The organism is Saccharopolyspora antimicrobica, from assembly GCF_003635025.1.
Taxonomy (GTDB): domain Bacteria; phylum Actinomycetota; class Actinomycetes; order Mycobacteriales; family Pseudonocardiaceae; genus Saccharopolyspora; species Saccharopolyspora antimicrobica.
Map to the genome: position 1 here is coordinate 3,276,469 of NZ_RBXX01000002.1, position 25,949 is coordinate 3,302,417.

Sequence of the window (25,949 nt, forward strand, 5' to 3'; positions counted from 1 at the left end):
CTGGCGGTGGATGATGAGTTTCCCTTCCGGATTCGGCGGCCAAGATCCCTTCGCCGATCTGCTCAACCGGTTCTTCGGCATGTCGCCGCGCACCTCGCCGCCCGCCGTGCAGCGGGTGCCGATCGGGCGGCTGCTCACCGAGTCCGCCACCGACCTGATCAGCCGCGCCTCCGCCCGCGCCGAGCAGGACGGCAGCGCCGACCTGGACACCGAGCACCTGCTCTGGGCCACCACCCAGGTGGACGCGACGCGCAAGCTGCTGGAGCGGGCCGGCGCCGAGCCGGACCACCTGGCAAGCCGGATCGCCGAGATCCTGCCCGGTGAGAGCGAGCAGCCGTCGGCGAACCCGGGCCTGACCCCGGCGGCCAAGCGGGTGCTGATCGGCGCGCACGCCCGCTCGCAGGCGACCGGCGCCTCCTACATCGGCCCGGAGCACATCCTCGCCGCGCTGCTCGACGATCCGGACGCGGCCGCGGTGCGGATGCTGGGCTCGCAGGAGATCAACACCGACCGGCTCCGCGACCGCGTCGAGCGCTCCGCAGCGGCGGAAGGCACCCCGGCCGCGCCCAGCAGCGACACCCCGACCCTCGACGAGTACGGCCGCGACCTGACCGCCGAGGCGCGCGCGGGCAAGGTCGACGTCGTGGTCGGCCGCGGCGACGAGATCGAGCAGACCGTGGAGATCCTGTCCCGGCGCAGCAAGAACAACCCGGTGCTGATCGGTGAGCCCGGCGTCGGCAAGACCGCGATCGTGGAGGGCCTCGCGCAGCGCATCGTCTCCGGCGACGTCCCGGAGACCCTGCAGGACAAGCGGGTGGTCGCGCTGGACCTGACCGGGCTGGTGGCCGGTGCCCAGTACCGCGGCGAGTTCGAGCAGCGGCTGAAGAAGGTCATCGACGAGGTCCGGGCCGCGGAGGGCTCGGTGATCATGTTCATCGACGAGATGCACACCGTGGTCGGCGCGGGCGCGGCCGAGGGCAGCATGGACGCGGGCAACATCCTCAAACCCGCCCTGGCCCGCGGTGAGCTGCACGTCGTCGGCGCCACCACCATCGACGAGTACCGCAGGCACGTCGAGAAGGACGCCGCGCTGGAGCGGCGCTTCCAGCCGGTGATGATCCCGGAACCGACCGTCGAGGAGACCATCCAGATCCTGGAAGGCCTGCGCGACTCCTACGAAGCGCACCACGGCGTGCGGTTCACCGACGACGCGCTGGCCGCCGCCGCGACGCTGTCCGATCGCTACATCAGCGACCGCTTCCTGCCGGACAAGGCGATCGACCTCATCGACCAGACCGGCGCCCGCGTCCGGCTGCGCACGCTGCACCGCAGCTCCGGAACTCGCGAGCGCGAGGACGAGATCGCCAAGCTGCGGCGGGAGAAGGACCAGGCGGTCGCCGCCGAGGAGTTCGACCGGGCCGCCGAGCTCAAGCACCGGATCGAGGTCGCCGAGGGCGAGCTGGCCGGGATCGCCGAGCGGCGCGAGGGCATCACCGACGTCACCGTCCAGGACATCGCCGAGGTGCTCTCCAAGCGCACCGGCATCCCCGTCTCGCAGCTGACCGAGAGCGAGAAGGAGCGGCTGCTGAAGCTGGAGGAGGCGATGCACGACCGCGTCGTCGGCCAGGACGAGGCGGTCACCGCGGTCGCCGAGGCGGTGCGGCGCAGCCGGGCCGGGATGGGCGACCCGAACCGGCCGATCGGTTCGTTCCTGTTCCTCGGCCCCACCGGCGTCGGCAAGACCGAGCTGGCCAAGACGCTGGCCGAGATGCTCTTCGGCGACGAGCACCGGCTGATCCGGTTCGACATGAGCGAGTTCCAGGAGCGGCACACGGTGTCCCGGCTGCTCGGCGCCCCGCCCGGCTACGTCGGCTACGAGGAGGCCGGGCAGCTGACCGAGAAGGTCCGCCGCCAGCCCTACAGCGTGCTGCTGTTCGACGAGATCGAGAAGGCGCACCGGGACGTGTTCAACGCCCTGCTGCAGGTGCTCGACGACGGCAGGCTCACCGACGCGCAGGGCCGCACCGTGGACTTCCGCAACACCGTGGTGATCATGACCAGCAACATCGGCGCCCAGCGGATCCTGGCGCACGAGGGATCGGTGGAGGACATCCGCGACCGGCTGATGGACGACCTGCACGGCGGTTTCGCGCCGGAGTTCCTCAACCGCATCGACGACATCATCATCTTCCACCGGCTGGCGGAGGACGACCTGTCGCACATCGTCGACCTGCTGCTGGACCGCAGCAAGCGGCTGCTGCGCGCGCAGGAGGTGGACCTGGAGGTCACCGACGAGGCGAAGCGGTGGCTCACCAAGCGCGGCTACCAGCCGGAGTTCGGCGCCCGCCCGCTGCGCCGGACCATCCAGTCCGAACTGGACAACCGGATCTCCAAGCTGCTGCTCGGCGGCGATGTCCAGCCCGGCGACACCATCCTGGCCTCGGTGGAGGAGGACGAGCTCATCTGCACCCTGGCCCGCCCCTCGGTGCCCGAGCAGCAGTCCGGTGCCCGGGAGCAGGAGGCGACCTCGGTCTGAGCTTCACCCGGACTGATGGTCTGCGCGTTCGAGGACTGCGCTGGGCCCGGTGGCGTGCGGAGGATGGGTCATGAGCGTCTTTCCCGGAGAACCCGCAGAGCTCGGGCAGCGGCTGGCGAAGATGGCGTGGCAGTCGATCCTCGTGGTCGGGATCTGCTCGCTGGTGGTCGGCGTCCTGGCGCTGGTGTGGCCGGCCGCGACGCTGGTCGTGGTGGGTGTGCTCTTCGGCATCTACCTGCTGGTCAGCGGGGTGCTGCAGATCGTCGCCGCGTTCGGCACGCACAGATCGGTGGCCATCCGGGTGCTCGCGTTCGTCAGCGGTGCGCTGTCGATCCTGCTCGGGTTGCTGTGCTTCCGCGGCGAGATGCAGTCGATCCTGCTGCTGGGCCTGTGGATCGGGATCGGCTGGCTGTTCCGCGGCGTCACGGAGATCACCGCGTCGGTGGCCGACCGGGACATGCCCGCGCGCGGCTGGCGGATCTTCCTCGGCGTCCTCACCGCGCTGGGCGGTGTCGTGCTGATCGTGTCGCCGCTCGCCTCGGTCGCGCTGCTGGTGCTCTTCGGCGGCATCTGGCTGCTGGTGGTCGGCGTCGTGGAGATCATCACCGCGTTCCGCATCCGCGGCGCGTCCAAGCGCTTCGCCGCGGACTGACTTCCGCCGTCCGGGCGTGTGAGCGGGTGGGGTGCGCCCGGCAGGCGGACGGGCCGGTGCGGTGGGCGGGGATGCCACCGCACCGGCCCGGTTCTTCCCAGCGCGCCGCCGCCGCGCGGTGCGCCTAGCCTGCAGTTGCCGTGAATGCGAACAGAGGGGGATTCCGGTGTCTTCTCGTCTCAACCCGTACATCAGCTTCGACGGCACAGCCCGGCAGGCGATGGAGTTCTACCAGCAGGTCTTCGGCGGGAACCTGCAGGTCAGCACCTACGGCGACGCCGGTGCCAGCGACGTGCCGGAGGCCGACAAGATCATGCACTCGATGCTGGAGACCGACAGCGGCTTCACGCTGATGGCCTCCGACATCCCGCCGGGCATGGAGCACCGGCCGGGCAACAACATCTCCGTGAGCCTCACCGGTGACAGCGACGAGGAGCTGCGCGGCTACTGGGCGAAGCTCTCGGCGGACGGCGTGGTGGCGGTGCCGCTGGAGAAGCAGATGTGGGGCGACGTCTTCGGCATGTGCACGGACCGCTTCGGCATCACGTGGATGGTCGACATTTCCGCAGGCTGACTGCCTCCTGCGGCGAGCGCGCTCGCCGCCTCCACGCAATTTCAATGGAAATTGGACGTCTGATTTCAATTGAAATTGCGAGAGGTGTCGGCGTGTCGGGGTCCGGACACGCCGACGTGGTGTGCAACTTCCATTGAAATTGGATCTTCGATTTCCATTGAAATTGCGGACCACTCACCGCTGGCCACGGCTCAGGAGCGGTCTCGGCGGCGGTAGGCGAGGCCTGCCGCGATCGCTCCCGCGATGGCGCTGGCGCCGAGCATCGAGTTCAGGCCGATGCGGGCCGCTTTCCGGCCGGTGCGGAAGTCGCGGACCTCCCAGGCCCGGGCGCGGGCGATGTCGCGCAGCCGCTGGTCCGGGTTCACCGCCACCGCGGTGCCCACCACCGACAGCATCGGGATGTCGTTGGCCGAGTCCGAGTAGGCCGTGCAGCGGCGCAGGTCCAGGCCCTCGCTGGCGGCCAGCGCGCGCACCGCGTGCGCCTTGGCCCGGCCGTGCAGCATCTCGCCGACCAGCTTGCCGGTGTAGACGCCGTTGACGCTCTCCGCGACCGTGCCCAGCGCGCCCGTCAGGCCGAGGCGGCGCGCGATGATCTGCGCCAGCTCGACCGGCGTCGCGGTCACCAGCCACACCCGCTGCCCGGCGTCCAGGTGCATCTGCGCCAGCGCCCGGGTGCCCGCCCAGATCCGGTCGGCCATCAGCTCGTCGTAGATCTCCTCGCTGAGCTCCACCAGCTCGGAGACCTTGCGGCCGGCCACGAACGACAGCGCCTGCTCGCGGCTGGCCTGCATGTCCTGGTGGTTCTCCCGGCCGCCGACCCGGAACTTCAGCTGCTGCCAGGCGAACCCGGCCAGATCGGTAGCGGTGAGGAACTTGCGGGCGGCCAGCCCGCGGGCGAAGTGGAACAGCGAGGCGCCCATCATCATCGTGTTGTCCACGTCGAAGAACGCCGCCGCGGTCAGGTCGGGCGGAGTGGCCAGGGAACCGTCCGGGCCGGGAGCGGCGGCCACGGCCGCCTCGGCCGAGGCGCGTCCGGCCACCTTCGCGCTGTCGACCTGCGCTTGCAGGCCGTGCTGGTCCGCGCCATCGGCCGAGCCCTGACGTGTCGGCACCGCCGCGCCTCCCTGGGGGTCCTCCGGAGCGTTCGTGCGAAAGTTCCTGGTTCTCGCCGGTGGGCCATCCGGCTCAGCAGGCCCCTAGCTTAGAGCCTCCCGGCAACCACCTTTGCGCACCTCCGGCGGGCGCGGCAACGCCCTCAGCGGAGGTCGTCGGGCAGCAGCTGCGCCAGGCGGCGGATCGCGCGGTGCTGCAGGGCCTTCACCGCCCCTTCGTTGCGCTGCATCGCGACCGCGGTCTCGGTGACGGACAGGCCTTGCAGGAATCGCAGCCGGATGCATTCCCGCTGGTCGGGGTTGAGCTGGCGGACGCAGCGCAGCAGCTCGTGGTGGGTGGCCTCGGTGAGCACGTGCTGCTCGGGGCCGAAGTGCGCGCGCTGCGCCGGGAGGTTGTCGGTCCAGTCGGCGGTGGGGACCTCCAGCCGGTACCGGCTGGACTTGATGTGGTCCAGGATCAGGTTCTTGGCGATGGTGATGAACCAGGCGGCCACGTCGCGGCCCTGGTAGCTGATCGAGGCGATCCGGCGCAGCGCGCGCAGGAAGGTCTCGCTGGTGATGTCCTCGGCCAGGCAGTGGTCGCTGACCCGGAAGAGCACGTAGCGGTAGACGGTCTGGGCGTACTCGTCGTAGAGGTGCCCGAAGGCGTCGTTGTCGCCCTGCTGCGCGGCGCTGACGTAGGCCCAGCTCCCCGGTCTCGGGGCGGGCGGCTCGACGCGGCGGCGGGCGACTTCCGGGGCGGGGGGTGCGAGCGCGTTCGGGCTGCTCATCTCGTTGCGACCTCCTGCCGTCGTTGGCGGACCGGTCCTGGTGCTGGAAGGCACGCACCGGGTTCGGCGTCATGTCGCGGTGTCCTGCGGACACCCGCCTCCGTCGCGGAGCGAGCAGTCGTTCGTGGCGGTGTCGGGGTCGCTCGTTCGGGAACTGGGTTGCGCCGGGGGCGTGGGCGTTGGAGCAGCAGCATACGTGTTGTTACTCAGAAGTAGGTAGTGCAACGCGGTGATCATTCGACTACGCAACGTGTTCGCAGCTGTCGCGAAGGTTCGCTCTGCGGGGTGATTTTGGACACTTGACCAGCGGGATTGGAGGTGCGGTCCGCCACCGCCGGCTGGGTACCGTGGAGCCTCGGAAACCGGCCCGAATCTCTCCCTGGAGCGGCGGTATGCACCAAGTGACCGTGATGACCCGAGATGGCTGCCACGCGTGCGACGACGCGATCTCCGACGTGCGGCGGATCTGCGCTGAGCTCGGCATCGCGTGGTCGGCGGAGGACGTCGACGCCGACGGGGAACTGCGGGCGGAGTACGGCGACCGGGTCCCGGTGATCTTGATCGATGGAGTCGAGCACGGCTTCTGGCGGGTCGAGGAGGAGCGCTTCCGCCGCGCGCTGGCGCGCTGACCGCGCCGTTGCCCGGCGCGATGCCCGTCACGTGCCCCAGACCACGCGTTTTGGCACGTCGGGGGGCTATCGGCAATGATGGCGGGGGAGGTTCGCGTCTCCGGGCCACGACGGTCGCAGCGACTTTGTGCATGCGTTCACAAGTGGTTACGGTGTCAGTGGTCCGACCGCCGGGATGCCGGTGCGGATCAGCGGACCAGGTGCCACCCGCGGCGCCGGGACGACGCCGCCGAGGTGCGAACCGGTCGGGTGTCGGTGCTCCCCGCCTGCGGAGGAAGTCGGGAAAGTCGACGGCCGCCCGCGGCGGAGCGCGCGGGTGGACAGGTGAGCGAGCAGCAGGGCGAGGGAGATCCAGCGTGACGGCCCACGGAGCGGACGTGCAGGACGGAGACGGGCAGGCCCGGACCGAGTCCAAGCAGTCGGTCGAGGTGCCCGCGGCCCGGGAGCGGGCCCGCGCGATCCCGGAAGCCGCCGTCGCCCGCCTCGCGGTCTACCTGCGAGCCCTGTCCGTCCTGGCCGACCAGGACGTCACCACGGTCTCCAGCGACGAACTGGCGGTGGCGGCGGGTGTGAACTCCGCCAAGCTCCGCAAGGACCTCTCCTACATCGGCTCCTACGGCACCCGCGGCGTCGGCTACGAGGTGTCGGTGCTGGTCGGGCAGATAGAGCGGACGCTCGGGCTGACCCGCAAGCACAGCGTCGCGGTGGTCGGGATCGGCAACCTCGGTCACGCGCTGGCCAACTACGGCGGTTTCCCGAGCCGCGGCTTCCCGGTGTCGGCCCTGTTCGACCTGGACCCCGACCTGGTCGGCGTGCCGGTCGGCGGCATCCCGGTCAACCACATCGACGACATCGTCGAGGTGTGCGCGGACCGCGAGGTCACCATCGGCGTGATCGCCACGCCCGTGCAGGGCGCCCAGGAGGTCTGCGACCGTTTGGTCGCCGGTGGCGTTACGTGCATCCTGAACTTCGCGCCCGTCGTGCTGCAGGTTCCCGAGCACGTCGAGGTGCGAAAGGTCGACCTGGCGGTAGAGATGCAGATCTTGTCGTTCCACGTGGCCCGGCGTCAGCAGGAGGCCGCGGCGCAGTCCGAAGTGGACGGCGCGGACACCGGGCCGCCGGGCTCCGGTGAACAGGAACCAGGCGAGGTCGAATCGGCGAACAGGATGGTGGAACGGCTGTGAACCTGCTCACCGTCGGGATTTCCCACCGCAGCGCCCCGGTCCGGGTGCTGGAGCGGGTCTCGATCAGTGGCGACGAAGTCCGCAAGGTGCTCGACGAACTGCTGCAGCAGGACCACGTGTGCGAGGCCTTCGTGATCTCGACCTGCAACCGGGTCGAGGTGTACGTGATGGCGGAGACCTTCCACGGCGGCCTGGACGACGTCAGCTCGGTGCTGGCCCGGCACGCCGGTGCGGAGTTCCGCGACCTGTCCGACCACCTCTACGTCTACTACGCGGGCGCCGCGGTCGAGCACCTGTTCTCGGTCGCCGCCGGCCTGGACTCGATGGTCGTCGGCGAGGCGCAGATCCTCGGCCAGCTGCGGCAGGCCTACGGCACCGCGGACGAGAGCGGCACCGTCGGCAAGACCTTGCACGAGCTCGCCCAGCAGGCGCTGCGCGTCGGCAAGCGGGTGCACAGCGAGACCGGTATCGACGCCGAAGGCGCGTCGGTGGTCTCCGAGGCGCTCGCCGACGCCGAGGTCGCGCTGGACGGCCTGGCCGGGCGCAGCGCGCTGATCGTCGGCGCGGGCTCGATGGGCGGCTTGGCCGCCGCGCAGCTCAAGCGCGTCGGCATCGGCGAGGTGGTGATCGCCAACCGCACGCCCGCCAACGGCGAGCGGCTGGCCGAATCGCTGCGCGCCGACGGCGTCGCCTCGCGCACCGCGGACCTCAGCGACCTCTCCGGCGCGATCGCCGCCGCCGACCTGGTGGTGGCCTGCACCGGCGCGATCGGTGCCGTGGTCACCGAGGACCTGGTCGCCGCGGCCCTGACCGAGCGCGACGGCCGCCCGCTGCTGTGCTGCGACCTCGGGCTGCCCCGCGACATCGACGCCGCAGTGGCCGAGCTGCCCGGTGTCACCGTCGTCGACCTGGAGAGCCTGCAGCAGCGGCTCTCCGAGCGGCAGGGCGGCAACGAGTCCGAGCGCGCCGCCCAGATCGTCGCCGAGGAACTGCGCGGCTACCTCGCCGCGCAGCGCTCGGCGGAAGTGACCCCGACCGTGACCGCGCTGCGCAAGCGCGCCGCCGAGGTGGTGGACAGCGAGCTGCTGCGGCTCGACTCGCGCCTGCCCGATCTCGACGGCGGCGTCCGCGACGAGCTGGCGCGCACCGTCCGCCGCGTGGTGGACAAGCTGCTGCACGCTCCCACGGTCCGGGTCAAGCAACTGGCGTCGGTGCCCGGTGGAGCCGGTTACGCCGACGCGCTCCGAGAACTCTTCGAACTCGATCCGCAGACCACCGCGGTGCTCGGTTCCCCGCAGGCCGACGAGGTCCTGCCCGGGGGCACGACCGTCGCGCAGGTCCGCAAGCACGATCGAGCGGCACAAGACGGGGAGGACCGTTGAACAAGACCCTCCGCATCGGCACCCGCGGCAGCGCGCTGGCGGTGGCCCAGTGCTCCTGGGTCGCCGAACAGCTGGAGCAGGCGGGTTACCCGACCCAGCTGATCACCGTGAAGACGCCCGGCGACCTCTCCATGGCGCCGATCGCCGAGATCGGCGTGGGCGTGTTCACCTCCGCGCTGCGCGAGGCGCTGGCCACCGGCGAGGTGGACGTCGCCGTGCACTCCTTCAAAGACCTGCCGACCGAACCGGACCCCCGGTTGTCGCTGGCCGCAGTCCCGGTCCGGGAGGACCCGCGGGACGCGCTGGTGGCACGGGACGGTCTGACGCTCGGCGAATTGCCCCCGGGCTCCGTCGTGGGCACCGGTTCGCCGCGCCGCGCCAGTCAGCTCCGGGCCCTGGGCCTGGGGCTGGAGGTGCGCAGCATCCGCGGCAATGTGGACACCCGCCTGCGCAAGGTGACCGACGGCGAGCTGGACGCCGTCGTGCTCGCCCGCGCCGGGCTGGCCCGCGTGGGCCGGCTCGAGGTGATCACGGAAACGCTCGATCCACTGCAGATGCTGCCCGCGCCCGCTCAGGGCGCGCTCGCAGTGGAATGCCGCGTCGACGACGTGGACACCGAGCACCTGCTGCAGTCCGTTCTGGACGATCAGGCCAGCCGCGCCGCGGCGGCCGCCGAGCGCGGCATGTTGAACGCGCTCGAAGCGGGCTGTAGCGCGCCGGTCGGCGCGCTGGCCGAAGTGGTGGAGGACCTCGACGAGGACGGGCGCGTGGCGCTGCGGCTGTCCCTGCGCGGGGTGGTGGCGGCCGACGATTCCCGTCTGGTCCGCGCCTCCGCCACTGGTGAGACGACCGCCGCTGACCAGCTGGGCCGCGATCTGGCCGCCCAGCTGATCGAAGCCAGGACCGCACTGCTCAGCGGCCCTGGCAGTAGTTGATGGGGAGTGCCCTGATGACCCGAGCACGCAAGACCCCCGGACGGATTGCGTTCGTGGGCTCCGGTCCCGGTGACGCCGGTCTGCTCACCGTTCGGGCCCGGGATGCGATCACCCGTGCCGCCCTGCTGGTGACCGATCCGGACGTACCCGCCGACATCGTCGGGCTGGCCGCGGACGGCGCCGAGGTGCGCCCGGCCGTGGGCGACCCGGCGGACGTGGCCAAGGACCTGGCGAACGAGGCCTCGATCGGGCGCGGTGTGGTGCGCCTGGTGGCCGGTGACCCGCTGACCGCCGACGCGGTGGTCCGCGAGGTCCAGGAGGTCGCCAAGACCGGTGTCGCGTTCGACGTGGTTCCCGGCGTCGCCGGTGGCAGCGCGGTTCCGGCTTACGCCGGCGTCGCGCTCGGCTCCGCGCACACCGAGGTGGACGTCCGCGGCGACGTGGACTGGCCCGCCCTGGCCGCCTCGCCCGGAGCGCTGGTGCTGCACACCACCGGCAGCCACCTGGCCGAGGCCGCTTCGCGCCTGGTCGAGCACGGCAGGGCCGCGACCACGCCGGTCGCGGTGACCGCTTCCGGCACCACGGTCCAGCAGCGCACCATCGACACGACGCTGGCCTCGCTGGCCGCGGACGCCGGTGAGCTGCAGGGCCACCTGGTGGTGACCATCGGCGACGTCGTGTCCGAGCGCAGCAAGCTCTCCTGGTGGGAGTCGCGGGCCCTGTACGGCTGGAAGGTCCTGGTGCCGCGCACCAAGGAGCAGGCAGGCGTGATGAGCGATCGCCTGTGGTCGCACGGTGCCGTCTCGCACGAGGTGCCGACCATCTCGGTCGAGCCGCCGCGCAGCCCCGCGCAGATGGAGCGCGCGGTCAAGGGCCTGGTCGACGGACGCTACCAGTGGGTGGTGTTCACCTCGGCCAACGCGGTGAAGGCCGTGTGGGAGAAGTTCGGCGAGTTCGGCCTGGACGCGCGGGCGTTCTCCGGCGTGAAGATCGCCTGCGTCGGCGAGGCCACCGCGGAGCGGGTCCGCGACTTCGGGATCATCCCGGAGCTGCTGCCCTCCGGTGACCAGTCCAGCGAAGGCCTGCTGCAGGACTTCCCGCCGCACGACGACATCCTGGACCCGGTCGACCGGGTGCTGCTGCCGCGCGCGGACATCGCCACCGAGACGCTGTCGGCCGGTCTGCGCGAGCGCGGCTGGGAGGTCGACGACGTGACGGCCTACCGCACCGTCCGCGCCGCGCCGCCGCCCGCCGACACCCGCGAGATGATCAAGACGGGCGGCTTCGACGCGGTGTGCTTCACCTCGTCGTCGACGGTCCGGAACCTGGTCGGCATCGCGGGCAAGCCGCACGCCCGGACGCTGGTGGCCTGCATCGGCCCGAACACGGCGGAGACGGCCAAGGAGTTCGGCCTGCGGGTCGACGTCCAGCCCGAGATCCCCCGCGTGGAGGACCTGGTGGACGCCCTGGCCGAGCACGCGGCCCGCCTCCGCGCGGAAGGCGCCCTGCCGCCCCCGCGCAAGGCCAAGCGCGCTCGCCGCAGCTGACGCAACGCCGAAGGGCGCCTCCGACCTGCTCGGAGGCGCCCTTCGGCGTTTCAGCCGCCGGTCGGGTGGGTGGGGCTGTGAGTGTTTTGTGTGGCTATAGCAGCCCAAAACACTCACGGGTTCTGAACTCGCGCCGAGGTGTCGGCCTGCGCGGAATCGCTTCGACACCAGCTGGGCGATGGCCGCGGCTTGCTCGGGAAAGGGCGATTTCGCGCGAAACCGGCACGTAGCTGCGTGGATGAGGACGATTTCGCGCGAAATCGCCCGCGCGACGTGCGTGCTGGGGGAGGCTTGTCCCCGACCCGGAGTCAGGGCGCGCCTCGGTGCGGTCCCTGATGTCCGCGCCGGCCGTCTTCGGAGAAGGTGCGGAGGACGACCCGAAGCTGCTGCCGCCCACGCGGGCGGCGGGCATGAGACCGGCGAGGACGGATTACGTGACAGACGCTGCCCTGGGCCTGCTCCAGCAGGCCATGGCTTCGCCGTGGGTTTACCTCGCGCTGTTCGTGCTGGCGGCGCTGGACGGTTTCATCCCGGTGATCCCCGGGGAGGCTTCCCTGGTCACCGCAGCCGTTTTCGTGGGATCCGGCGACCTGAACCTGTTCGCGATCGTGCTGGCCGGAGCCGCTGGCGCGTTCGCCGGTGATCACGTGGCCTATCTGATCGGGCGCAGCTCGATCGGCCGGCTACAGGCGCGCATCCGGCGACGCCCCCGAAGCCGGGCTGCCTTCGACTGGGCATCGGCCACGCTCGCAGAGCGAGGCGGACAGGCCCTGCTCGCCTCGCGGTGGGTGCCGGGAGTCCGGACCGCGACCACGATCACCATGGGCGGCGTCGGCTACCCGCTCAGGTCGTTCGCCCTGTTCGACACGGCGGCGGCCGCGCTGTGGGCGACCAGCTGGTCGCTGATGGGCTACCTGGGCGGCGCCGCCTTCGGAACCGACCCGATCAAGGGCCTGCTGTTCGGCCTCGGCCTGGCCACCGTGCTGATGCTGCTCAGCGGCGCAGTCCGCCACATCCGCCGCCGCGTGATCGCTGCCCGGAACCCCGTGAGCACTGCCCAGCACGCCGAACTCGCCGAGGTTCCCGAACGGCTCTAGCCGAGCCCGGCGGTCAGGGTGCTGGGAAGGGCGATTTCGCGCGGAACGGAGGTGGCGAAGCGGCTGGGCATCACGCCGAGCACGCTGGCCCGGTACGTGCGCGAGGGTCTGCTGGAGCCGTCGTTGACGCTGCCGACCGGTCATCACCGCTGGCTGTGGGATGACGTCGTGCGTCAGATGCAACGCCCGCGCGAATGAGCGCCTCCGCCCGGCTCCTCGCCGGGAGCAGGGGCGGGCGGTTCTCGGGTTGACCCTTCGGCGTCCGGTTCGTCGGGGTGGTTACGCTCGGGGTTGTTACCCCTGTCGAGCTGCTTGGGGAGCTGCTGGATGTATCCCTCGCACCGTCCGCGTCGGCTTCGCCGCAATCCGGCCCTGCGTCGCCTCGTCTCCGAGACCTCCGTCGAACCTCGGCACCTGGTGCTGCCGATGTTCGTCCGGGAAGGCATCGACGAGCCGTTGCCGATCGCTTCGATGCCGGGCGTGGTGCAGCACACCCGAGATTCGCTGCGCAAGGCCGCCGTTGACGCCGTCAGCGCCGGTGTCGGCGGTTTGATGCTCTTCGGCGTGCCCGCCGAGCACGACGCCGAGGGTTCCGGGGCGGTCGATCCGGACGGGATCCTCAACGTCGCGCTGCGCGACCTGCACTCCGAGCTCGGCGACGACACCGTGCTGATGGCCGACCTGTGCCTGGACGAGTTCACCGACCACGGGCACTGCGGCGTGCTGGACGAGGACGGCAACGTCGACAACGACCGGACGCTGCAGATCTACGGCGAGATGGCCGTCGTGCAGGCCCAGTCCGGGGCGCACGTGGTCGGGCCCAGCGGGATGATGGACGGGCAGGTCGGCGTGATCCGCGACTCGCTCGACGCGACCGGCTTCGCCGACACCTCGATCCTGGCCTACTCGGCGAAGTACGCCTCCGCCTTCTTCGGCCCGTTCCGCGAAGCGGTGGACTCGCAGCTCAAGGGCGACCGCAACACCTACCAGCAGGACCCGGCCAACGGCCGCGAAGCGCTGCGCGAAGCCGACCTGGACCTGGCCGAGGGCGCCGACATGGTGATGGTCAAGCCCGCCATGTCCTACCTCGACGTGCTGCGCGACATCGCGGGCGTGGCCGACGTGCCGGTGGCCGCCTACCAGGTGTCCGGCGAGTACTCGATGATCGAGGCCGCCGCGGCCAACGGGTGGCTGGACCGGCAGCGGACCGTGCTGGAGTCGCTGACCTCGATCCGGCGCGCGGGCGCGGACATCGTCCTCACCTACTGGGCCGCCGAGGCCGCGCAGTGGCTGCGGAGCACCCGCGCATGACCGGACCGGGGCAGCAAGTCGACGCGTTCGGCCGTCCGGTGCCCGCACCGGAGCCGCCGGCGGCACCGCAGTCGCTGCTGGTGGCGCGGTGGCTGTGGATCGGGTCGGTGCTGATCGGCGTCGTGCAGGCCTTCATCCAGCTCGCCGACCGGCCGCGGCTGATCAGCGAGCTGCGCGCGGTCAACCCGGAGCTGAGCCAGCAGGACCTGGACTCCGCCGCCAACAGCGGGATCATGTTCGCGTTCCTGCTCAAGGCGCTGATCCTGATGGTGTACGTGATGCTCACCCGGCGGATGCTGGAGGGGCGGAACTGGTCGCGGATCGTGCTGACCGTGTTCGGCGGCTTCGGGGTGTTCAACGCGTTCATCACGGTGCTGACCGTGGCCGCCTTCGGCACGGCGCTGGTCCACGAGCTCACCGGCGTCGCCATCACCTGGGTCGAGGTGCTGTTCGCGCTGGTCGTGGCAGCTGTGGAAGTGGCCGCGATCGTGTTCATGTTCCGGCCGGACGCCAACCGGTTCATCCGCGAGGCGGGCGAGCGCTTCCGGCTCGCCAAGTTGCGCCGCTGACGAATTGTCGCCTGCCCGGATGATTCCTAACCTGGGCAGGTGACCTCGCAGGAGCAGGACTCCGCGGCGCCGCGGCCGGGCACGGTCGACGGCGCGTTCTGGGCTGGCATCGCCGCCGTGGTGGTGGGGTTCGCGATCCTCGTCACCTCGTTCCTGATGGTGTCCGACGCCGAGCTCCAGGTGGTGATCGAGGAGTCCGCGGCGCAGGGCCAGCTGCTCAGCCCGGAGCAGGCGCGCGCCGTCTACACCGGGGTGCTGGTGCTGGTCACCGCGATCGTGGCGGTCATCGCGGCGCTGTGGATCATGTTCCTGTTCTTCCTGCGCAAGGGCCGGAACTGGGCGCGGATCGTGGTCACCGCGGTGGGCGCGGTGTGGATCCTGCTGACGCTGCCGTCGGTGACCGGCGGTTCGGTCGGCGGTGCCGCCGCGGCCCTGCTGGCGGTGCTGCAGGTGCTGACCGTCGCGGCGACCATCGTGCTCGCCTACCTCACGCCGTCGAACGAGTACTTCCGGCGCTGAGCGGTGCGACTGCTCCCGGCTTTCCGGAACCGGTGGACCGGGGGCGATCACCGATCTACTGTCCACTCGTGACATCGCCGCAGAACCCCTGGCCGCAGGGGCCGAACCAGCAGTTCGCACCGCAGCAGCAGCCGTTGCCCGGTCAGCCGCCCCAGCAGTTCGGGCATCCTCAGCAGCCCGGCCAGCCGCAGCAGTTCGGCTACCCGCAGCAGCACGTCGCGGTGCCGGGGAAGCCGCCCGGCTCGGTCGCCCTCGCCAGCTGGCTCGGTGCGGTGTGGGCGCCGATCTCCGCGCTGATCGGCATCGTCGGGTTCGTGATCACCACGATGACGATCCTCGACTACGGGTTGGCGGTGCTGCCGATCCTGATCAACGGCGTGCTGATGCTCGGCGCGGTGGTGTGCGCGGTGCTCTGGGTGGTGTTCGGCGGCGGCCTGCGGCGGGGGCGCAATTCGGCGCGGATCACGCTCGTGGTGCTCGCCGGGCTCTGGCTGGCCCACACCCTCTACGCGGCCGTGACGTTCGTGCTGAGCCTCGGCGGCGATTTCGGCATCATCACCAGCAACCCGATCCTCTTCCTGTACATCGCCGACCTGCTGGTGTCCCTGGTCGTCCCGGTCGTCTTCCTGGTGCTGGTGTTCGGCAAACAGGCGAACGCCTATTTCAAAGCGATGTCGGTTCGGTGAGTTCGCTCAACCAAGTGGACAGCACGTGAGTCCGCTTCATACTGTTTGCCGGTGACTTCACCGCAAAATCCTTGGCAGCAGGGCGGGTACCAGCCGGGCGGTACGCCGTCCGGCGGCTTCCCGCAGCAGTACCCGCAGGGCGGGTACCCGCAGCAGAACCCCTACGCGGCGCCGCCGGTGCCCGCGCAGGAGATGAACCAGGTCCCGCGTCCGATCACCGTGGAGATCGCGTTCTGGATCGCCATCGCGATGCCGCTGCTCGTGACGGTCCTGTCCGTGGTGAGCTACATGATGGTGCAGGGCGCGCTGAACGACGCCCTCACCAGCGCGACCGATCCCGACATGCCCGCCGAGTTCCAGTCCGGGATGTCCTCGATCATCAACGGGGTCATGCTGTTCACCTTCATCTTCGTGACGGTGATCTACCTGATCCTGACCGCGCTGTGGATCCTGTTCGGCTTCAAGATGCGGGCCGGGCGGAACTGGGCGCGCATCACGCTCACCGTCTTCGCCTCGATCTGGCTGCTCAGCAGCATCATCAGCCTGATCCAGGGCGGCAGCACCACGACGATGTCCGCCGACGTGCCGGACTTCGTGCTGCCGGCGTCGTACTACGTGATGGTCTACGTCCAGGCCGGGCTCGGGCTGCTGTCCATGGGCGCGTTCATCACGCTGGTGTTCCTGCAGCCGTCGAACTGGTACTTCAACGCGGCTCGCCGTTCGTACTGATGGCCGCACCTCGACCGCTGCGCTACGCCATCGTCCTGTGGTGGACGGTGGCGATCCTCCTGCTGCTGCAAGCCGGGCTGATGTGGTCCGGCCGCGCCGAGCTCGTGCAGCAGCTGGCCGTGCAGCAGCAGTTGGCACCGGCCGATGCGGCCGGTCGCGCGCAGCAGATGATCCTGGCCAACACCGGGATCGCCGTCGTGCTCGCGGCGGCTTATCTGGGGTTCGGGGTGGCGCTCTTCAAGCGGCATTCGTGGGCGCGGATCGGGTTGTCCGCGTTCGCGCTGCTGCACCTGGTGCTGGTGCTGGGATCGGGCGCGGTGTTCAGCGTGCACACGATCCTGCTCGTCCTGGGGGGAACGGCTGCGGTGTTGTTGTGGCGGGCGCAGAGCACGGAATGGCTGACGGGTGAGCGATGAGCGAACCGGTGTTGTACTCCGAACCGGGTAGCAGCTGGTGGCCGGTGCTCTGGGGGCCGGCGTTCGCCCTGCTGGGCTTCGGCGTCGAGGCGCTGACGCCCGGCCCGGTGAGCCCGTGGATGTGGTCGCTGACCGGCGGGCTGCTCGCCGTCGCGGCGGCGGTCTGGGTGCAGGGCAGGCGCCGCCTGGTCTCGGTGCGGCTGACACCGGTCGAGCTCGCGCTCGGGCGCGAGGAGATCGAGGTCAGCCGCATCTCGGCGGTGACCGACGTGGGCGCGCCGGTGGGCGCGCGGGTGCTCGGCGGTGCCTGGACGGTCCCGAAGGGGACGGGCGAGGTGCCGATCCGGATCGACGGCGACAAGGTCGTCCTGGCCTGGGCGAAGGACCCGGCAGCCCTCTCGGCCGCCCTGACCGAGCTCGTGGAGCGCTAGCCGTCCCGCTGGCCCTCCGGCGTCGTTCGCGATTTCAATGGAAATCAGACGTCTGATTTCCATTGAAATCGCGGAAGCCCGTCCGCACGCGTCGGCGTGTCGGGTCCTGACACGCCGACTACGTGCAATTTTCATTGAAATTGGAGATGTGATTTCCATTGAAATCGCGTCCCGCGCGTGGGGAGCGGTGTGGTGTGTGCGGTGGGTCATGAGACGCTTCTGCGCGTGACCACTCCGGAACCGTGGCCTGCGGACGGGCCGAAGTTCAGCGCCGAGGAGCTCGAACGCGCCGAGCCGCGGGGCGTCGTGCACAAGCCCTGGCGGGCCGCCGTGGCCGGGATCGAGCTGGTCCTGGTCGTGGCGCTGGTGGTGGCCGGTTGGTGGGCCTGGCAGCAGGGCACCGTGCCGATCCACCTGCCCGGGCCGCAGGGCGCGATCGACGTGGTGACCCGCTCGGTCGGGAGCTGGCAGGCTTCCGCGCTGGGCGCGATGACCCTCGGCGGTCTGCTGCTGCTGGACGCGATCCGGCAGGTGGCGCTGGCCGTGCGCGCTCGCCGCCGGTAGTCGGGGTGCGCCCGGTCACCGAGCCGCGCCTGTCAGACTGGGAGGCGTGACAGCTTCTGCGAACCCCGCATCGAATCCGAATCACGATCCGGCTCCGCGGTCGCGGCAGCTGTTCGACCGCGCGCAGGCGGTGACGCCCGGCGGCGTCAACTCGCCGGTCCGCGCCTTCCACTCGGTCGGCGGCACTCCCCGGTTCATGGTTCGCGGCGAAGGCGCCCACCTCTGGGACGCCGACGGCAACCGCTACGTGGACCTGGTGTCCTCGTGGGGGCCGATGATCAACGGGCACGCGCACCCCGACGTGGTCCGCGCGGTGCAGGAGGCCGCTTCGCACGGCCTGTCCTTCGGCACCCCCGGCGAAGGCGAGATCGACCTCGCGCAGGAGATCATCGACCGCGTCGAGCCCGTCGAGCAGGTCCGGCTGGTCAACTCGGGCACCGAGGCGACGATGAGCGCCGTCCGGCTGGCCCGCGGGTTCACCGGCCGCCGGAAGATCGTCAAGTTCGCCGGCTGCTACCACGGGCACGTCGACGCGCTGCTGGCCAGCGCCGGATCCGGGCTGGCGACGCTGGGGCTGCCGACCTCGCCGGGCGTCACCGGCGCGCAGGCCGCCGACACCATCGTGCTGCCCTACAACGACCTCGAAGCCGTGCGGCAGGTCTTCGCCGAGCAGGGCGATGAGATCGCCTGCGTGATCACCGAGGCCGCGGCGGGCAACATGGGCGCCGTCGCGCCGCTGCCGGGCTTCAACCAGGGCCTGCGCGAGATCACCCGCGCGGCCGACGCGCTGCTGATCATGGACGAGGTGATGACCGGTTTCCGCGTCTCCCGCGCCGGTTGGTTCGGCGTCGACGGCGTGGCCGGTGACCTCTACACCTTCGGCAAGGTGATGTCCGGCGGGCTGCCCGCGGCGGCCTTCGGCGGCCGGGCCGACGTGATGGCGCGGCTCGCCCCGTCCGGGCCGGTGTACCAGGCGGGCACGCTGTCCGGGAACCCGGTCGCGGTGGCCGCGGGGCTGGCGAACCTGCGGGCCGCCGACGCCGAGGTCTACGCGGCGCTGGACCGCAACAGCAAGCGGCTCGGCGACCTGCTCGGCTCGGCGCTGACCGAGGCCGGCGTGCCGCACCAGATCGCTTACGCGGCCAACATGGTCAGCGTCTTCTTCAGCGAGACGCCGGTGCACGACTACGAGCAGGCGCAGGCCCAGCAGACCTGGCGGTTCCCGCCGTTCTTCCACGCGCTGCTCGACCGCGGCGTTTACGCCCCGCCGAGCGCGTTCGAGTCGTGGTTCGTGAACGCGGCGATGGACGAAGCGGCGTTCGAGACGATCGCCGAAGCGGTCCCGCACGCCGCTCGCGCTGCCGCGGAGGCGACGGAATGAGCAACCCTGAGCCAACCCGAGCCCTGAGCAACCGCACCTCAGGGGAACGTGACGCAAACCAGCCACGGGAAGCCGCGAAACGCGAGATCGAGCCGGAGGCAACCACCACTGTGAATCGCGGAGGGGCGGAACAGACTGTCGTGCACTTCATGCGCCACGGCGAGGTGCACAACCCGGAGGGCATCCTCTACGGCCGGTTGCCCGGCTACCGCCTGTCGGACCGCGGTGAGCAGCAGGCGAAGCTCGTCGCCGAGTTCCTGGCCGGGCGCGACGTCGTCCACGTGGTCGCCTCGCCGCTGCAGCGGGCGCAGCAGACCGCCGAGCCGATCGGCGCGACCTTCCAGGTCGACGTGGCCACCGACGAGCGGCTGATCGAGTCCGAGAACCGCTTCGAGGGGCTGAAGGTGTCGGTCGGCGACGGCGCGCTGAGCTCGCCGAAGCACTGGCCGAAGCTCTGGAACCCGCTGCGGCCGTCCTGGGGCGAGCCGTACCTGCAGATCGCGCACCGCATGCTCGGCGCCGCCCAGCGCGCCCGTGCGGCCGCAGCCGGTCACGAGGCGGTGTGCGTGTCGCACCAGCTGCCGATCTGGACGCTGCGCCGGTTCCTGGAGGGCAAGCCGATGTGGCACGACCCTCGTCGGCGCCAGTGCTCGCTGGCGTCGCTGACCAGCCTGGTGTTCCGCGGCGAGGAGCTGGTGCGCGTCGCCTACGTGGAACCGGCGGGCGCAACCGATCCGAAGGTGACAGGGGCATGAAGAAGCTGTTGGTACGCCTGGGCCTGGTGGCCGCGACGTTGGCGCTGGTCGGCGGCTGCGCGACCCAGGGCGACGACGCGGTGGCGACCGGCGGTGAGTTCACCTTCGTCTCGCCCGGCGGGCAGACCCGGCTCTTCTACGCGCCGGACGAGCGCGGCCGGGTCTCCGGGATGTCCGGCGAGAGCCTGCTGGAGGAGGGCAAGCAGCTCGGCCTGGACGACTACAAGGGCCAGGTCGTGGTGCTCAACATCTGGGGCTCCTGGTGCGGGCCGTGCCGCGCGGAGGCCGACGACCTGCAGGCCGTGCAGGACAAGGCCGGGCCCAAGGGCGTGCAGGTGCTCGGGATCAACGTGCGGGACAGCCGGACGGCGGCGGTGGACTTCCACCGCGACCGCGGCCTGACCTACCCGTCGATCTACGACCCGTCCGGCCGTTCGCTGCTCGCGCTGCGCCAGTTCCCGCGCAGCACCGTCCCGGCGACGATCGTGCTGGACCGCCAGCACCGCGTGGCCGCGGTCTTCCTGACGGCGATGCTGGAGAGCGAGCTGCTCCCCGAGGTCGAGAAGGTCGCCGCCGAACCGGCGTGATCGCGTCTCCCGGCTCCGCTCCGCACCTCGCTCCGTGACGGGTGGGGTGCGGTGGGACCGTGCATCCCGACGCGCAGTCGGCGTGTCGGGTGTCCGACGCGCCGACGACATCCAATTTCAATTGAAATTGGATGTGTGATTTCCATTGAAGTTGCGGCGGGTTCGTGCGGACTGTGGTCGTGCGTGGTCTTGGCGGATCCGGGCACCGGTGGGCTGGGCGGGGTTGATCCGGGGGTCCTGGAAATGCGGGACCTATGGCCCTGGTGGGGCGATTGTGGTCTTGATCGGGGGCGCTACCTGGGACGATGTGGGACGGCTCACCGAGCCCGGTGACGGGTCGTGGTCTTGACTTTCCTACCCTCGAAGCGTGAACCCCACTGAGCTCGCCGCGTCCGGACCGCTGCTGTTCGCGGCCGCCATCGCGGTGCTGGCCGGGGCGATCAGCTTCGCTTCGCCGTGCGTGGTGCCGCTGGTGCCGGGCTACCTCGCCTACCTGGCGGGCGTCGTCGGGGCGGAAACCCCGCCCGTGGACGAGACCGAAGCGGCGCTGTCGCGGCGCGGTCGCTGGCGGGTCGCCGGTGCCGCGCTGCTGTTCGTCGCCGGGTTCACCGTCGTTTTCGCCTCCGGGACGCTGCTGCTGCTGGGCCTGTCCGACGCGCTGCTGGCCAACGAGCTCCTGCTGCAGCGGATCGGTGGCGTGGTCACCGTCGCGATGGGACTGGTGTTCATCGGGCTGGTGCCCGCGCTGCAGCGCGATGTGCGGATCCACCGGGTGCCGCGCGCCGGGCTCTGGGGAGCTCCGCTGCTGGGCGCGGTGTTCGGCCTCGGCTGGACGCCGTGCCTCGGGCCCACCCTGACCGGGGTGACCTCCATCGCCATCGCCACCGACGGATCGAGCAGCACCGTGATCCGAGGTGTTCTGCTGATCGCCGCCTACTGCCTCGGCCTGGGGCTGCCGTTCGTGCTGCTGGCCCTCGGCGCCCGGTGGGCTCTGCGCAGCGCGGGGTGGCTGCGGCGGAACGGACGTGTCATCCAAATCGCAGGTGGGGTGCTGCTGGTCGTGGTCGGCCTGCTGCTCGTCACCGGTTTGTGGGGAGAGTTGGTCGCCTTGCTCCGTGGCCCGATCGCCGGTTACGAGACGATCCTCTGATGCGCGGCTACCTGAAGACGGCACTGGCGTTCCTGCGCAACACCTGGCGCGGGCTGACGTCCATGCGCACCGCGCTGGTGCTGCTGTTCCTGCTCGCGCTGGCGTCGTTGCCGGGCGCGCTGATCCCGCAGCGCTCGCTGAACATCTCCGAGGTGAACCGGTACTTCGCCGAGTACCCGACGCTCGCGCCGATCCTGGACAAGCTCGGCGCCTTCGAGGTCTTCAGCTCGGTCTGGTTCGCCTCCATCTACGTCCTGCTGTTCATCTCGCTGATCGGCTGCCTGCTGCCGCGCTGCTTCGAGTACTACAAGCAGTGGCGCAGCAAGCCGGTGCGCACGCCGCGGAACCTCTCCCGGATGCCGCACCACGAGCAGGCCACCCTCGACACCTCCGTCGACGAGGTGATGGCCAGCACCCGCACCCGGCTGCGCGGCTGGCGGATGGTCGAGCGCGAGGAGGACGGCGGCGCGAAGTCGATCAGCGCGGAGCGCGGGTTCCTGCGCGAGATCGGCAACCTCGTCTTCCACTTCGCCCTGGTCGGCCTGCTGCTCAGCGTCGCGGGCGGCAAGCTCTACGGCTACGAGGGCCAGGTCATCGTGGTGGCCGACGGCTCCGAGTTCTGCAACTCCGGGACCTACAACTACGACTCCTTCCGCGCCGGGCTCACCGTCGACGGCACCCAGCTCACCCCGTTCTGCGTGCGCGTCAACGGCTTCGACATCGACTACGAGCGCAACGGCCAGGTCGGCGACTACCGGGTGGACCTGCAGTACCAGTCCGGTGAGGACCTGGAGAGCAACACCTGGCAGCCGTACCTGCTGCAGGTCAACCACCCGCTGCGCACCGCGGGCGACCGGATCTACCTGACCGGCAACGGCTACGCGCCGCGCTTCACCGTCACCTTCCCGGACGGGCAGCAGCGCACCGACGTCATCCAGTGGCAGCCCGCCGACCCGATGACGATGCTCTCGCAGGGCGCCACCAAGTTCGACCCGCCCGGCGTGCTCGACGACGCGCAGCGCCGCCAGAGCCAGCTCGCCATCACCGGCCTGTTCGCGCCCACCGCCGCGTACGACGGCGCCATCCTCAGCTCCAGCTTCCCGGACCTGCTGGACCCGGCCGCGGCGATCGACGTGATGCGCGGTGACCTCGGGCTCGACTCCGGGCGCGGCCAGTCGATCTTCGGCGTGGACCAGTCCATGGTGGACCAGGGCAGGCTCCAGCGGGTGGCCCGCGAGAACCTGCGCGTCGGCGAGGAGATCCGCCTCGACGACGGCACCACGGTCCGCTTCGACGGCGTCGAGCGCTGGGCCAACCTGCAGGTCTCGCACGACCCGTTCCAGCCGTGGGTGCTGGCGTTCTCGGTGCTGATCATCTTCGGCATCAGCACCTCGCTGATGATCAAGCGGCGGCGGGTGTGGGTCCGCGCCGCACCGCACCCGGACCAGGACGGATCCGGTTCCGCACGTACCGTTGTCGAAGTCGGCGGACTCGCTCGCACCGATCAAGCCGGATACGGCGAGGAGTTCACCAGGCTCGCCGCCGACCTCCTCGGCACGGGTGTCGACCACTCGCCGAAGTCCCGCGCGGCCGCTGGTCCCGCGCGCGAAAGGAAGAGCTGATGCCGGTCAACGAGACGCTGTCGACCTACAGCGACATGGCCTACGCCACGTCGGTGGTGGTCTACATCTTCGCGATGCTGCTGTACTTCGCGGAGTTCTCCCGCGGGCGCGTCGGCGCGGTCGAGCGCAACCGCGAGGCGGCACTGGTCGGCGGAGGCGGCGGAGACGCCACTTCGGCCCCGGTGGTCGGGCACGTGCCCGCGCCGGAGAAGCGGCCGTTCTCCGAGCGCCTCGGCGGCATGGCCGTCGCGATGACGCTGCTCGGCGCGGTCGTGCACTTCGCCTCCTTGCTGCTGCGCGGTCTGGCCACCGGCCGGGTGCCGTGGGGCAACATGTACGAGTTCGGCTCGGCGATCTGCCTGGCCGCCGTGGTGGCCTGGCTGGTCGTGCTGTACCGGCAGACGCGCACCGCTCGCCGCGCCGCGACCTCGCCACAGCTGCGCGGGCTCGGCGGATTCCTGATGCTGCCGGTGATCCTGCTGCTCTTCCTGTCCGGCACCGTGCTCTACGCGCAGGCCGCACCGCTGATCCCGGCGCTGCAGTCCTACTGGATCGTGATCCACGTCGCCGCCGCGATCGTCGCCAGCGGCGTGCTGCTGTTCGCCGGCGTGGCCAGCCTGCTGTACCTGGTGCGCTACCGGTACGAGAACAACCCGCTGAAGATGACCAAGGTCGGTTCCCGGCTGCCCACCATCCAGGCGCTGGACCGGGTCGCCTACCGCGCCACGGTGATCATCTTCCCGGTGTGGACGTTCGCGATCGTCGCGGGCGCGATCTGGGCGGAAGCGGCCTGGGGCCGGTTCTGGGGCTGGGACCCGAAGGAGACCTGCTCCTTCATCGCCTGGGTGGTCTACGCCGCGTACCTGCACGCCCGCGCCACCGCGGGCTGGCGCGGGGTGCGCGCCGCCTGGATCAACATCCTGGGCCTGGCCGTGATGATCTTCAACTTGTTCTTCATCAACATCGTTGTGGCCGGTCTTCACTCGTACGCTGGACTGTGAGCGGATGATCAGCGCCCTCCGGGGCGCAGCGAGGAACCCGCCGTGCGCGGCGGGTTCCGTCGCGTGGAGTCCGCCACCTGCGCAATTCGCGCCCGGTCGGCGAACGGCACCGGAGGAGCGGACCGCCCACCCCCGGTGACTAGTGGGTCTCTCTGCGACTACCGTGCCTTGCGGAGACGGGGAGTTCACGATTCGGTCGGCAGGGCCCGGCTCGATTGTGGGAGGGACGGCAACGGTGACCGGACAGTACGAGGAGCCCGAAGCTCGGCGGGACGCGGGAACCACCGCGGCGCAGCCCGACGCCGAGTCCGGCAGCACGCAGTACATCGAGCCGGAGACCAGGCCCGCGCACCCCACGCCGTCCTACGTCGACCCGTCGCAGGTCGACCAGGCAGGTGACGCGCCGCAGCCGTACTACCCGGGCGGCGCCCCGGCAGGTGGCGCGCCGGCCCAGTCCGGGCCGCAGCCGCAGTTCCCCGACCCGTCGATGTCCGGCCCGCACCCGCAGGCGTCGGGACCGCACCAGGTGCCCGGTGCGCAGTCGGGTCCGTACTCGGTCTCCGGTGGGCCGTCCGGTCCGTACCCGCCCGTGTCCGGTGGGCCTTCTGGTCCTTATTCGCCGGTTTCCGGCGGGCCGTCCGGTCCTTACGCACCCGTGTCCGGCGGGCCGTCGGGCCCGTACGCGCCGGTTTCCGGTGGCCAGTCCGGGCCGTACCCGACCGGTGCTCAGCAGTTCCCGCAGGGCGGACCGCAACCCGGTCCGCAGCAGTCGTTCTCGTCATACCCCCAGGCTGCCCCGAACGGCGGCCCCGGGGATCAGCCGTTCGGCCAGGACCTCTCGTCCGCACAGCTGCTCCGGCAGACCAAGCGGTCTCCCCAATCCGGGTGGCGCAAGGCGGTCTACCTGGCCAGCGGGAAGACGGTCAACCTCGGCGAGGGCCCGGCCGACCGGCGCCGCCGGGAGCTGATCGGCCGGATCAACCAGCCGCTGCAGGGCTGCTACAAGATCGCGATGCTGAGCCTGAAGGGCGGCGTGGGCAAGACCACCACGACCGCCACCCTCGGCTCCACGTTCTCCTCGCTGCGCGGTGACCGGGTGATCGCGGTGGACGCGAACCCGGACCGCGGCACGCTGGCGCAGAAGATCCCGCTGGAGACCACCGCGACGGTGCGGCACCTGCTGCGCGACGCGCACCGGATCCGCAAGTACAGCGATGTCCGCGCCTACACCTCGCAGGGCCCGTCGCGGCTGGAAGTGCTGGCCAGCGAACAGGATCCGGCGGTCTCTGAGGCGTTCAGCGAGGACGACTACCGGCGCACCGTCACGCTGCTGGAGCACTTCTACAACGTGGTGCTCACCGACTGCGGCACCGGCCTGATGCACTCCGCGATGAAGGGCGTGCTGGACCTCGCCGACTCGCTGGTGATCGTCTCGTCCGGCTCGATCGACGGCGCGCGCAGCGCATCGGCCACCTTGGACTGGCTGGACGCGCACGGCTACGGCGATCTGGTCGCCAGGTCGGTGGCGGTGATCAACTCGGTGCGCCCGGGCTCCGGCAAGGTCGACGTGGACAAGCTGACCGCGCACTTCAGCTCGCGGTGCCGCGCGGTGTCGAAGATCCCGTTCGACCCGCACCTGGAGGAGGGTGCCGAGGTGGAGCTGGACCAGCTCGCGGCACCGACCAGGATGGCGTTGCTCGAACTGGCCGCGACCGTGGCGGACGACTTCCCGCACGCCCCGGGCCGAAACCGCCAGGCCTGAGAACGACCTGACGACCTCGTTTTGCGCAGCGGTGCGGGTGGCGGAACC

At 70.8% G+C, this 25,949-nt stretch carries 27 protein-coding genes; 25 read left to right on the forward strand and 2 right to left on the reverse strand.

The window, feature by feature from the left end; all coding sequences use genetic code 11:
- Positions 1–13: 13 nt before the first annotated feature.
- From ATL45_RS16005 to ATL45_RS16015, 3 genes are all read left to right on the forward strand, one after another.
- Complete coding sequence (locus ATL45_RS16005) at positions 14–2,536, forward strand: ATP-dependent Clp protease ATP-binding subunit (RefSeq protein ID WP_093145688.1); 2,523 nt, start codon at positions 14–16, stop codon at positions 2,534–2,536.
- Positions 2,537–2,606: 70 nt separating this feature from the next.
- The gene (locus tag ATL45_RS16010; protein WP_093145689.1) at positions 2,607–3,188 is read left to right on the forward strand and encodes an HdeD family acid-resistance protein; all 582 of its coding nucleotides are present in this window, start codon (positions 2,607–2,609) and stop codon (positions 3,186–3,188) included.
- Positions 3,189–3,354: 166 nt separating this feature from the next.
- Positions 3,355–3,762 carry a VOC family protein gene (locus tag ATL45_RS16015; protein WP_093145690.1) on the forward strand — a complete coding sequence of 136 codons (408 nt, stop codon included), beginning with the start codon at positions 3,355–3,357 and terminating at the stop codon, positions 3,760–3,762.
- Between the two features lie 191 nt (positions 3,763–3,953).
- Here the strand turns inward: ATL45_RS16015 and ATL45_RS16020 are convergent, their stop codons facing one another.
- Positions 3,954–4,829 carry an HAD family hydrolase gene (locus ATL45_RS16020; RefSeq protein ID WP_439332494.1) on the reverse strand — a complete coding sequence of 292 codons (876 nt, stop codon included), beginning with the start codon at positions 4,827–4,829 and terminating at the stop codon, positions 3,954–3,956.
- A 188-nt stretch (positions 4,830–5,017) separates the two neighbouring features.
- Positions 5,018–5,644: a sigma-70 family RNA polymerase sigma factor gene (locus ATL45_RS16025; protein ID WP_093145691.1), complete on the reverse strand. Its 627-nt coding sequence runs from the start codon at positions 5,642–5,644 to the stop codon at positions 5,018–5,020.
- A 392-nt stretch (positions 5,645–6,036) separates the two neighbouring features.
- On the opposite strand from ATL45_RS16025, the gene ATL45_RS16030 reads away from it, so the two are divergent.
- From ATL45_RS16030 to ATL45_RS16135, 22 genes are all read left to right on the forward strand, one after another.
- Positions 6,037–6,273, forward strand: a complete 237-nt coding sequence (locus ATL45_RS16030) for a glutaredoxin family protein (protein ID WP_093145692.1) — start codon at positions 6,037–6,039, stop codon at positions 6,271–6,273.
- A 356-nt stretch (positions 6,274–6,629) separates the two neighbouring features.
- Entirely contained in the window at positions 6,630–7,457 is an 828-nt protein-coding gene (locus ATL45_RS16035; protein ID WP_093145693.1) for a redox-sensing transcriptional repressor Rex, read from the forward strand.
- Entirely contained in the window at positions 7,454–8,839 is a 1,386-nt protein-coding gene (locus tag ATL45_RS16040; protein WP_093145694.1) for a glutamyl-tRNA reductase, read from the forward strand. The genes ATL45_RS16035 and ATL45_RS16040 overlap by 4 nt, the downstream gene beginning before the upstream one ends.
- Positions 8,836–9,774 carry a hydroxymethylbilane synthase gene (gene hemC, locus ATL45_RS16045; RefSeq protein WP_093145695.1) on the forward strand — a complete coding sequence of 313 codons (939 nt, stop codon included), beginning with the start codon at positions 8,836–8,838 and terminating at the stop codon, positions 9,772–9,774. The genes ATL45_RS16040 and hemC overlap by 4 nt, the downstream gene beginning before the upstream one ends.
- Positions 9,775–9,788: 14 nt before the next feature.
- Positions 9,789–11,321, forward strand: coding sequence for a bifunctional uroporphyrinogen-III C-methyltransferase/uroporphyrinogen-III synthase (locus ATL45_RS16050; RefSeq protein WP_093145696.1), 1,533 nt, complete (start codon positions 9,789–9,791; stop codon positions 11,319–11,321).
- A 434-nt stretch (positions 11,322–11,755) separates the two neighbouring features.
- A complete protein-coding gene (locus ATL45_RS16055) occupies positions 11,756–12,418 on the forward strand; it encodes a DedA family protein (protein ID WP_093147138.1) in 663 nt (220 codons plus the stop codon).
- A 51-nt stretch (positions 12,419–12,469) separates the two neighbouring features.
- Positions 12,470–12,616: a MerR family transcriptional regulator gene (locus ATL45_RS16060; protein ID WP_246025377.1), complete on the forward strand. Its 147-nt coding sequence runs from the start codon at positions 12,470–12,472 to the stop codon at positions 12,614–12,616.
- 129 nt (positions 12,617–12,745) lie between these two features.
- Complete coding sequence (gene hemB / locus ATL45_RS16065; protein ID WP_093145698.1) at positions 12,746–13,729, forward strand: porphobilinogen synthase; 984 nt, start codon at positions 12,746–12,748, stop codon at positions 13,727–13,729.
- Entirely contained in the window at positions 13,726–14,298 is a 573-nt protein-coding gene (locus ATL45_RS16070; protein ID WP_121505351.1) for a hypothetical protein, read from the forward strand. The genes hemB and ATL45_RS16070 overlap by 4 nt, the downstream gene beginning before the upstream one ends.
- Positions 14,299–14,337: 39 nt before the next feature.
- A complete protein-coding gene (locus ATL45_RS16075; protein ID WP_093145700.1) occupies positions 14,338–14,817 on the forward strand; it encodes a hypothetical protein in 480 nt (159 codons plus the stop codon).
- Positions 14,818–14,885: 68 nt separating this feature from the next.
- A complete protein-coding gene (locus ATL45_RS39335) occupies positions 14,886–15,503 on the forward strand; it encodes a hypothetical protein (protein WP_093145701.1) in 618 nt (205 codons plus the stop codon).
- A gap of 51 nt (positions 15,504–15,554) precedes the next feature.
- On the forward strand, positions 15,555–16,232 hold the full coding sequence (locus tag ATL45_RS16085; protein ID WP_246025378.1) for a proline-rich domain-containing protein: 678 nt from the start codon (positions 15,555–15,557) through the stop codon (positions 16,230–16,232).
- Entirely contained in the window at positions 16,232–16,648 is a 417-nt protein-coding gene (locus tag ATL45_RS16090; protein WP_093145702.1) for a hypothetical protein, read from the forward strand. Before ATL45_RS16085 ends, ATL45_RS16090 begins: the two co-directional genes overlap by 1 nt.
- On the forward strand, positions 16,645–17,079 hold the full coding sequence (gene mce1N, locus ATL45_RS16095; RefSeq protein ID WP_093145703.1) for a transport-regulating membrane protein Mce1N: 435 nt from the start codon (positions 16,645–16,647) through the stop codon (positions 17,077–17,079). Before ATL45_RS16090 ends, mce1N begins: the two co-directional genes overlap by 4 nt.
- 225 nt (positions 17,080–17,304) lie before the next feature.
- Positions 17,305–17,643 carry a hypothetical protein gene (locus ATL45_RS16100; protein ID WP_093145704.1) on the forward strand — a complete coding sequence of 113 codons (339 nt, stop codon included), beginning with the start codon at positions 17,305–17,307 and terminating at the stop codon, positions 17,641–17,643.
- Between the two features lie 109 nt (positions 17,644–17,752).
- A complete protein-coding gene (hemL, locus tag ATL45_RS16105) occupies positions 17,753–19,024 on the forward strand; it encodes a glutamate-1-semialdehyde 2,1-aminomutase (RefSeq protein WP_439332495.1) in 1,272 nt (423 codons plus the stop codon).
- Positions 19,025–19,173: 149 nt separating this feature from the next.
- Entirely contained in the window at positions 19,174–19,779 is a 606-nt protein-coding gene (locus ATL45_RS16110; RefSeq protein ID WP_093147141.1) for a histidine phosphatase family protein, read from the forward strand.
- On the forward strand, positions 19,776–20,366 hold the full coding sequence (locus tag ATL45_RS16115) for a TlpA family protein disulfide reductase (protein ID WP_170210255.1): 591 nt from the start codon (positions 19,776–19,778) through the stop codon (positions 20,364–20,366). The genes ATL45_RS16110 and ATL45_RS16115 overlap by 4 nt, the downstream gene beginning before the upstream one ends.
- A gap of 367 nt (positions 20,367–20,733) precedes the next feature.
- A complete protein-coding gene (locus tag ATL45_RS16120; protein ID WP_093145706.1) occupies positions 20,734–21,516 on the forward strand; it encodes a cytochrome c biogenesis CcdA family protein in 783 nt (260 codons plus the stop codon).
- The gene (gene resB / locus ATL45_RS16125; RefSeq protein ID WP_093145707.1) at positions 21,516–23,138 is read left to right on the forward strand and encodes a cytochrome c biogenesis protein ResB; all 1,623 of its coding nucleotides are present in this window, start codon (positions 21,516–21,518) and stop codon (positions 23,136–23,138) included. The genes ATL45_RS16120 and resB overlap by 1 nt, the downstream gene beginning before the upstream one ends.
- Positions 23,138–24,139, forward strand: a complete 1,002-nt coding sequence (gene ccsB, locus ATL45_RS16130) for a c-type cytochrome biogenesis protein CcsB (protein ID WP_093145708.1) — start codon at positions 23,138–23,140, stop codon at positions 24,137–24,139. The genes resB and ccsB overlap by 1 nt, the downstream gene beginning before the upstream one ends.
- 235 nt (positions 24,140–24,374) lie before the next feature.
- Positions 24,375–25,901, forward strand: a complete 1,527-nt coding sequence (locus ATL45_RS16135; RefSeq protein WP_177241866.1) for a MinD/ParA family ATP-binding protein — start codon at positions 24,375–24,377, stop codon at positions 25,899–25,901.
- The last annotated feature ends 48 nt before the right edge of the window (positions 25,902–25,949 follow it).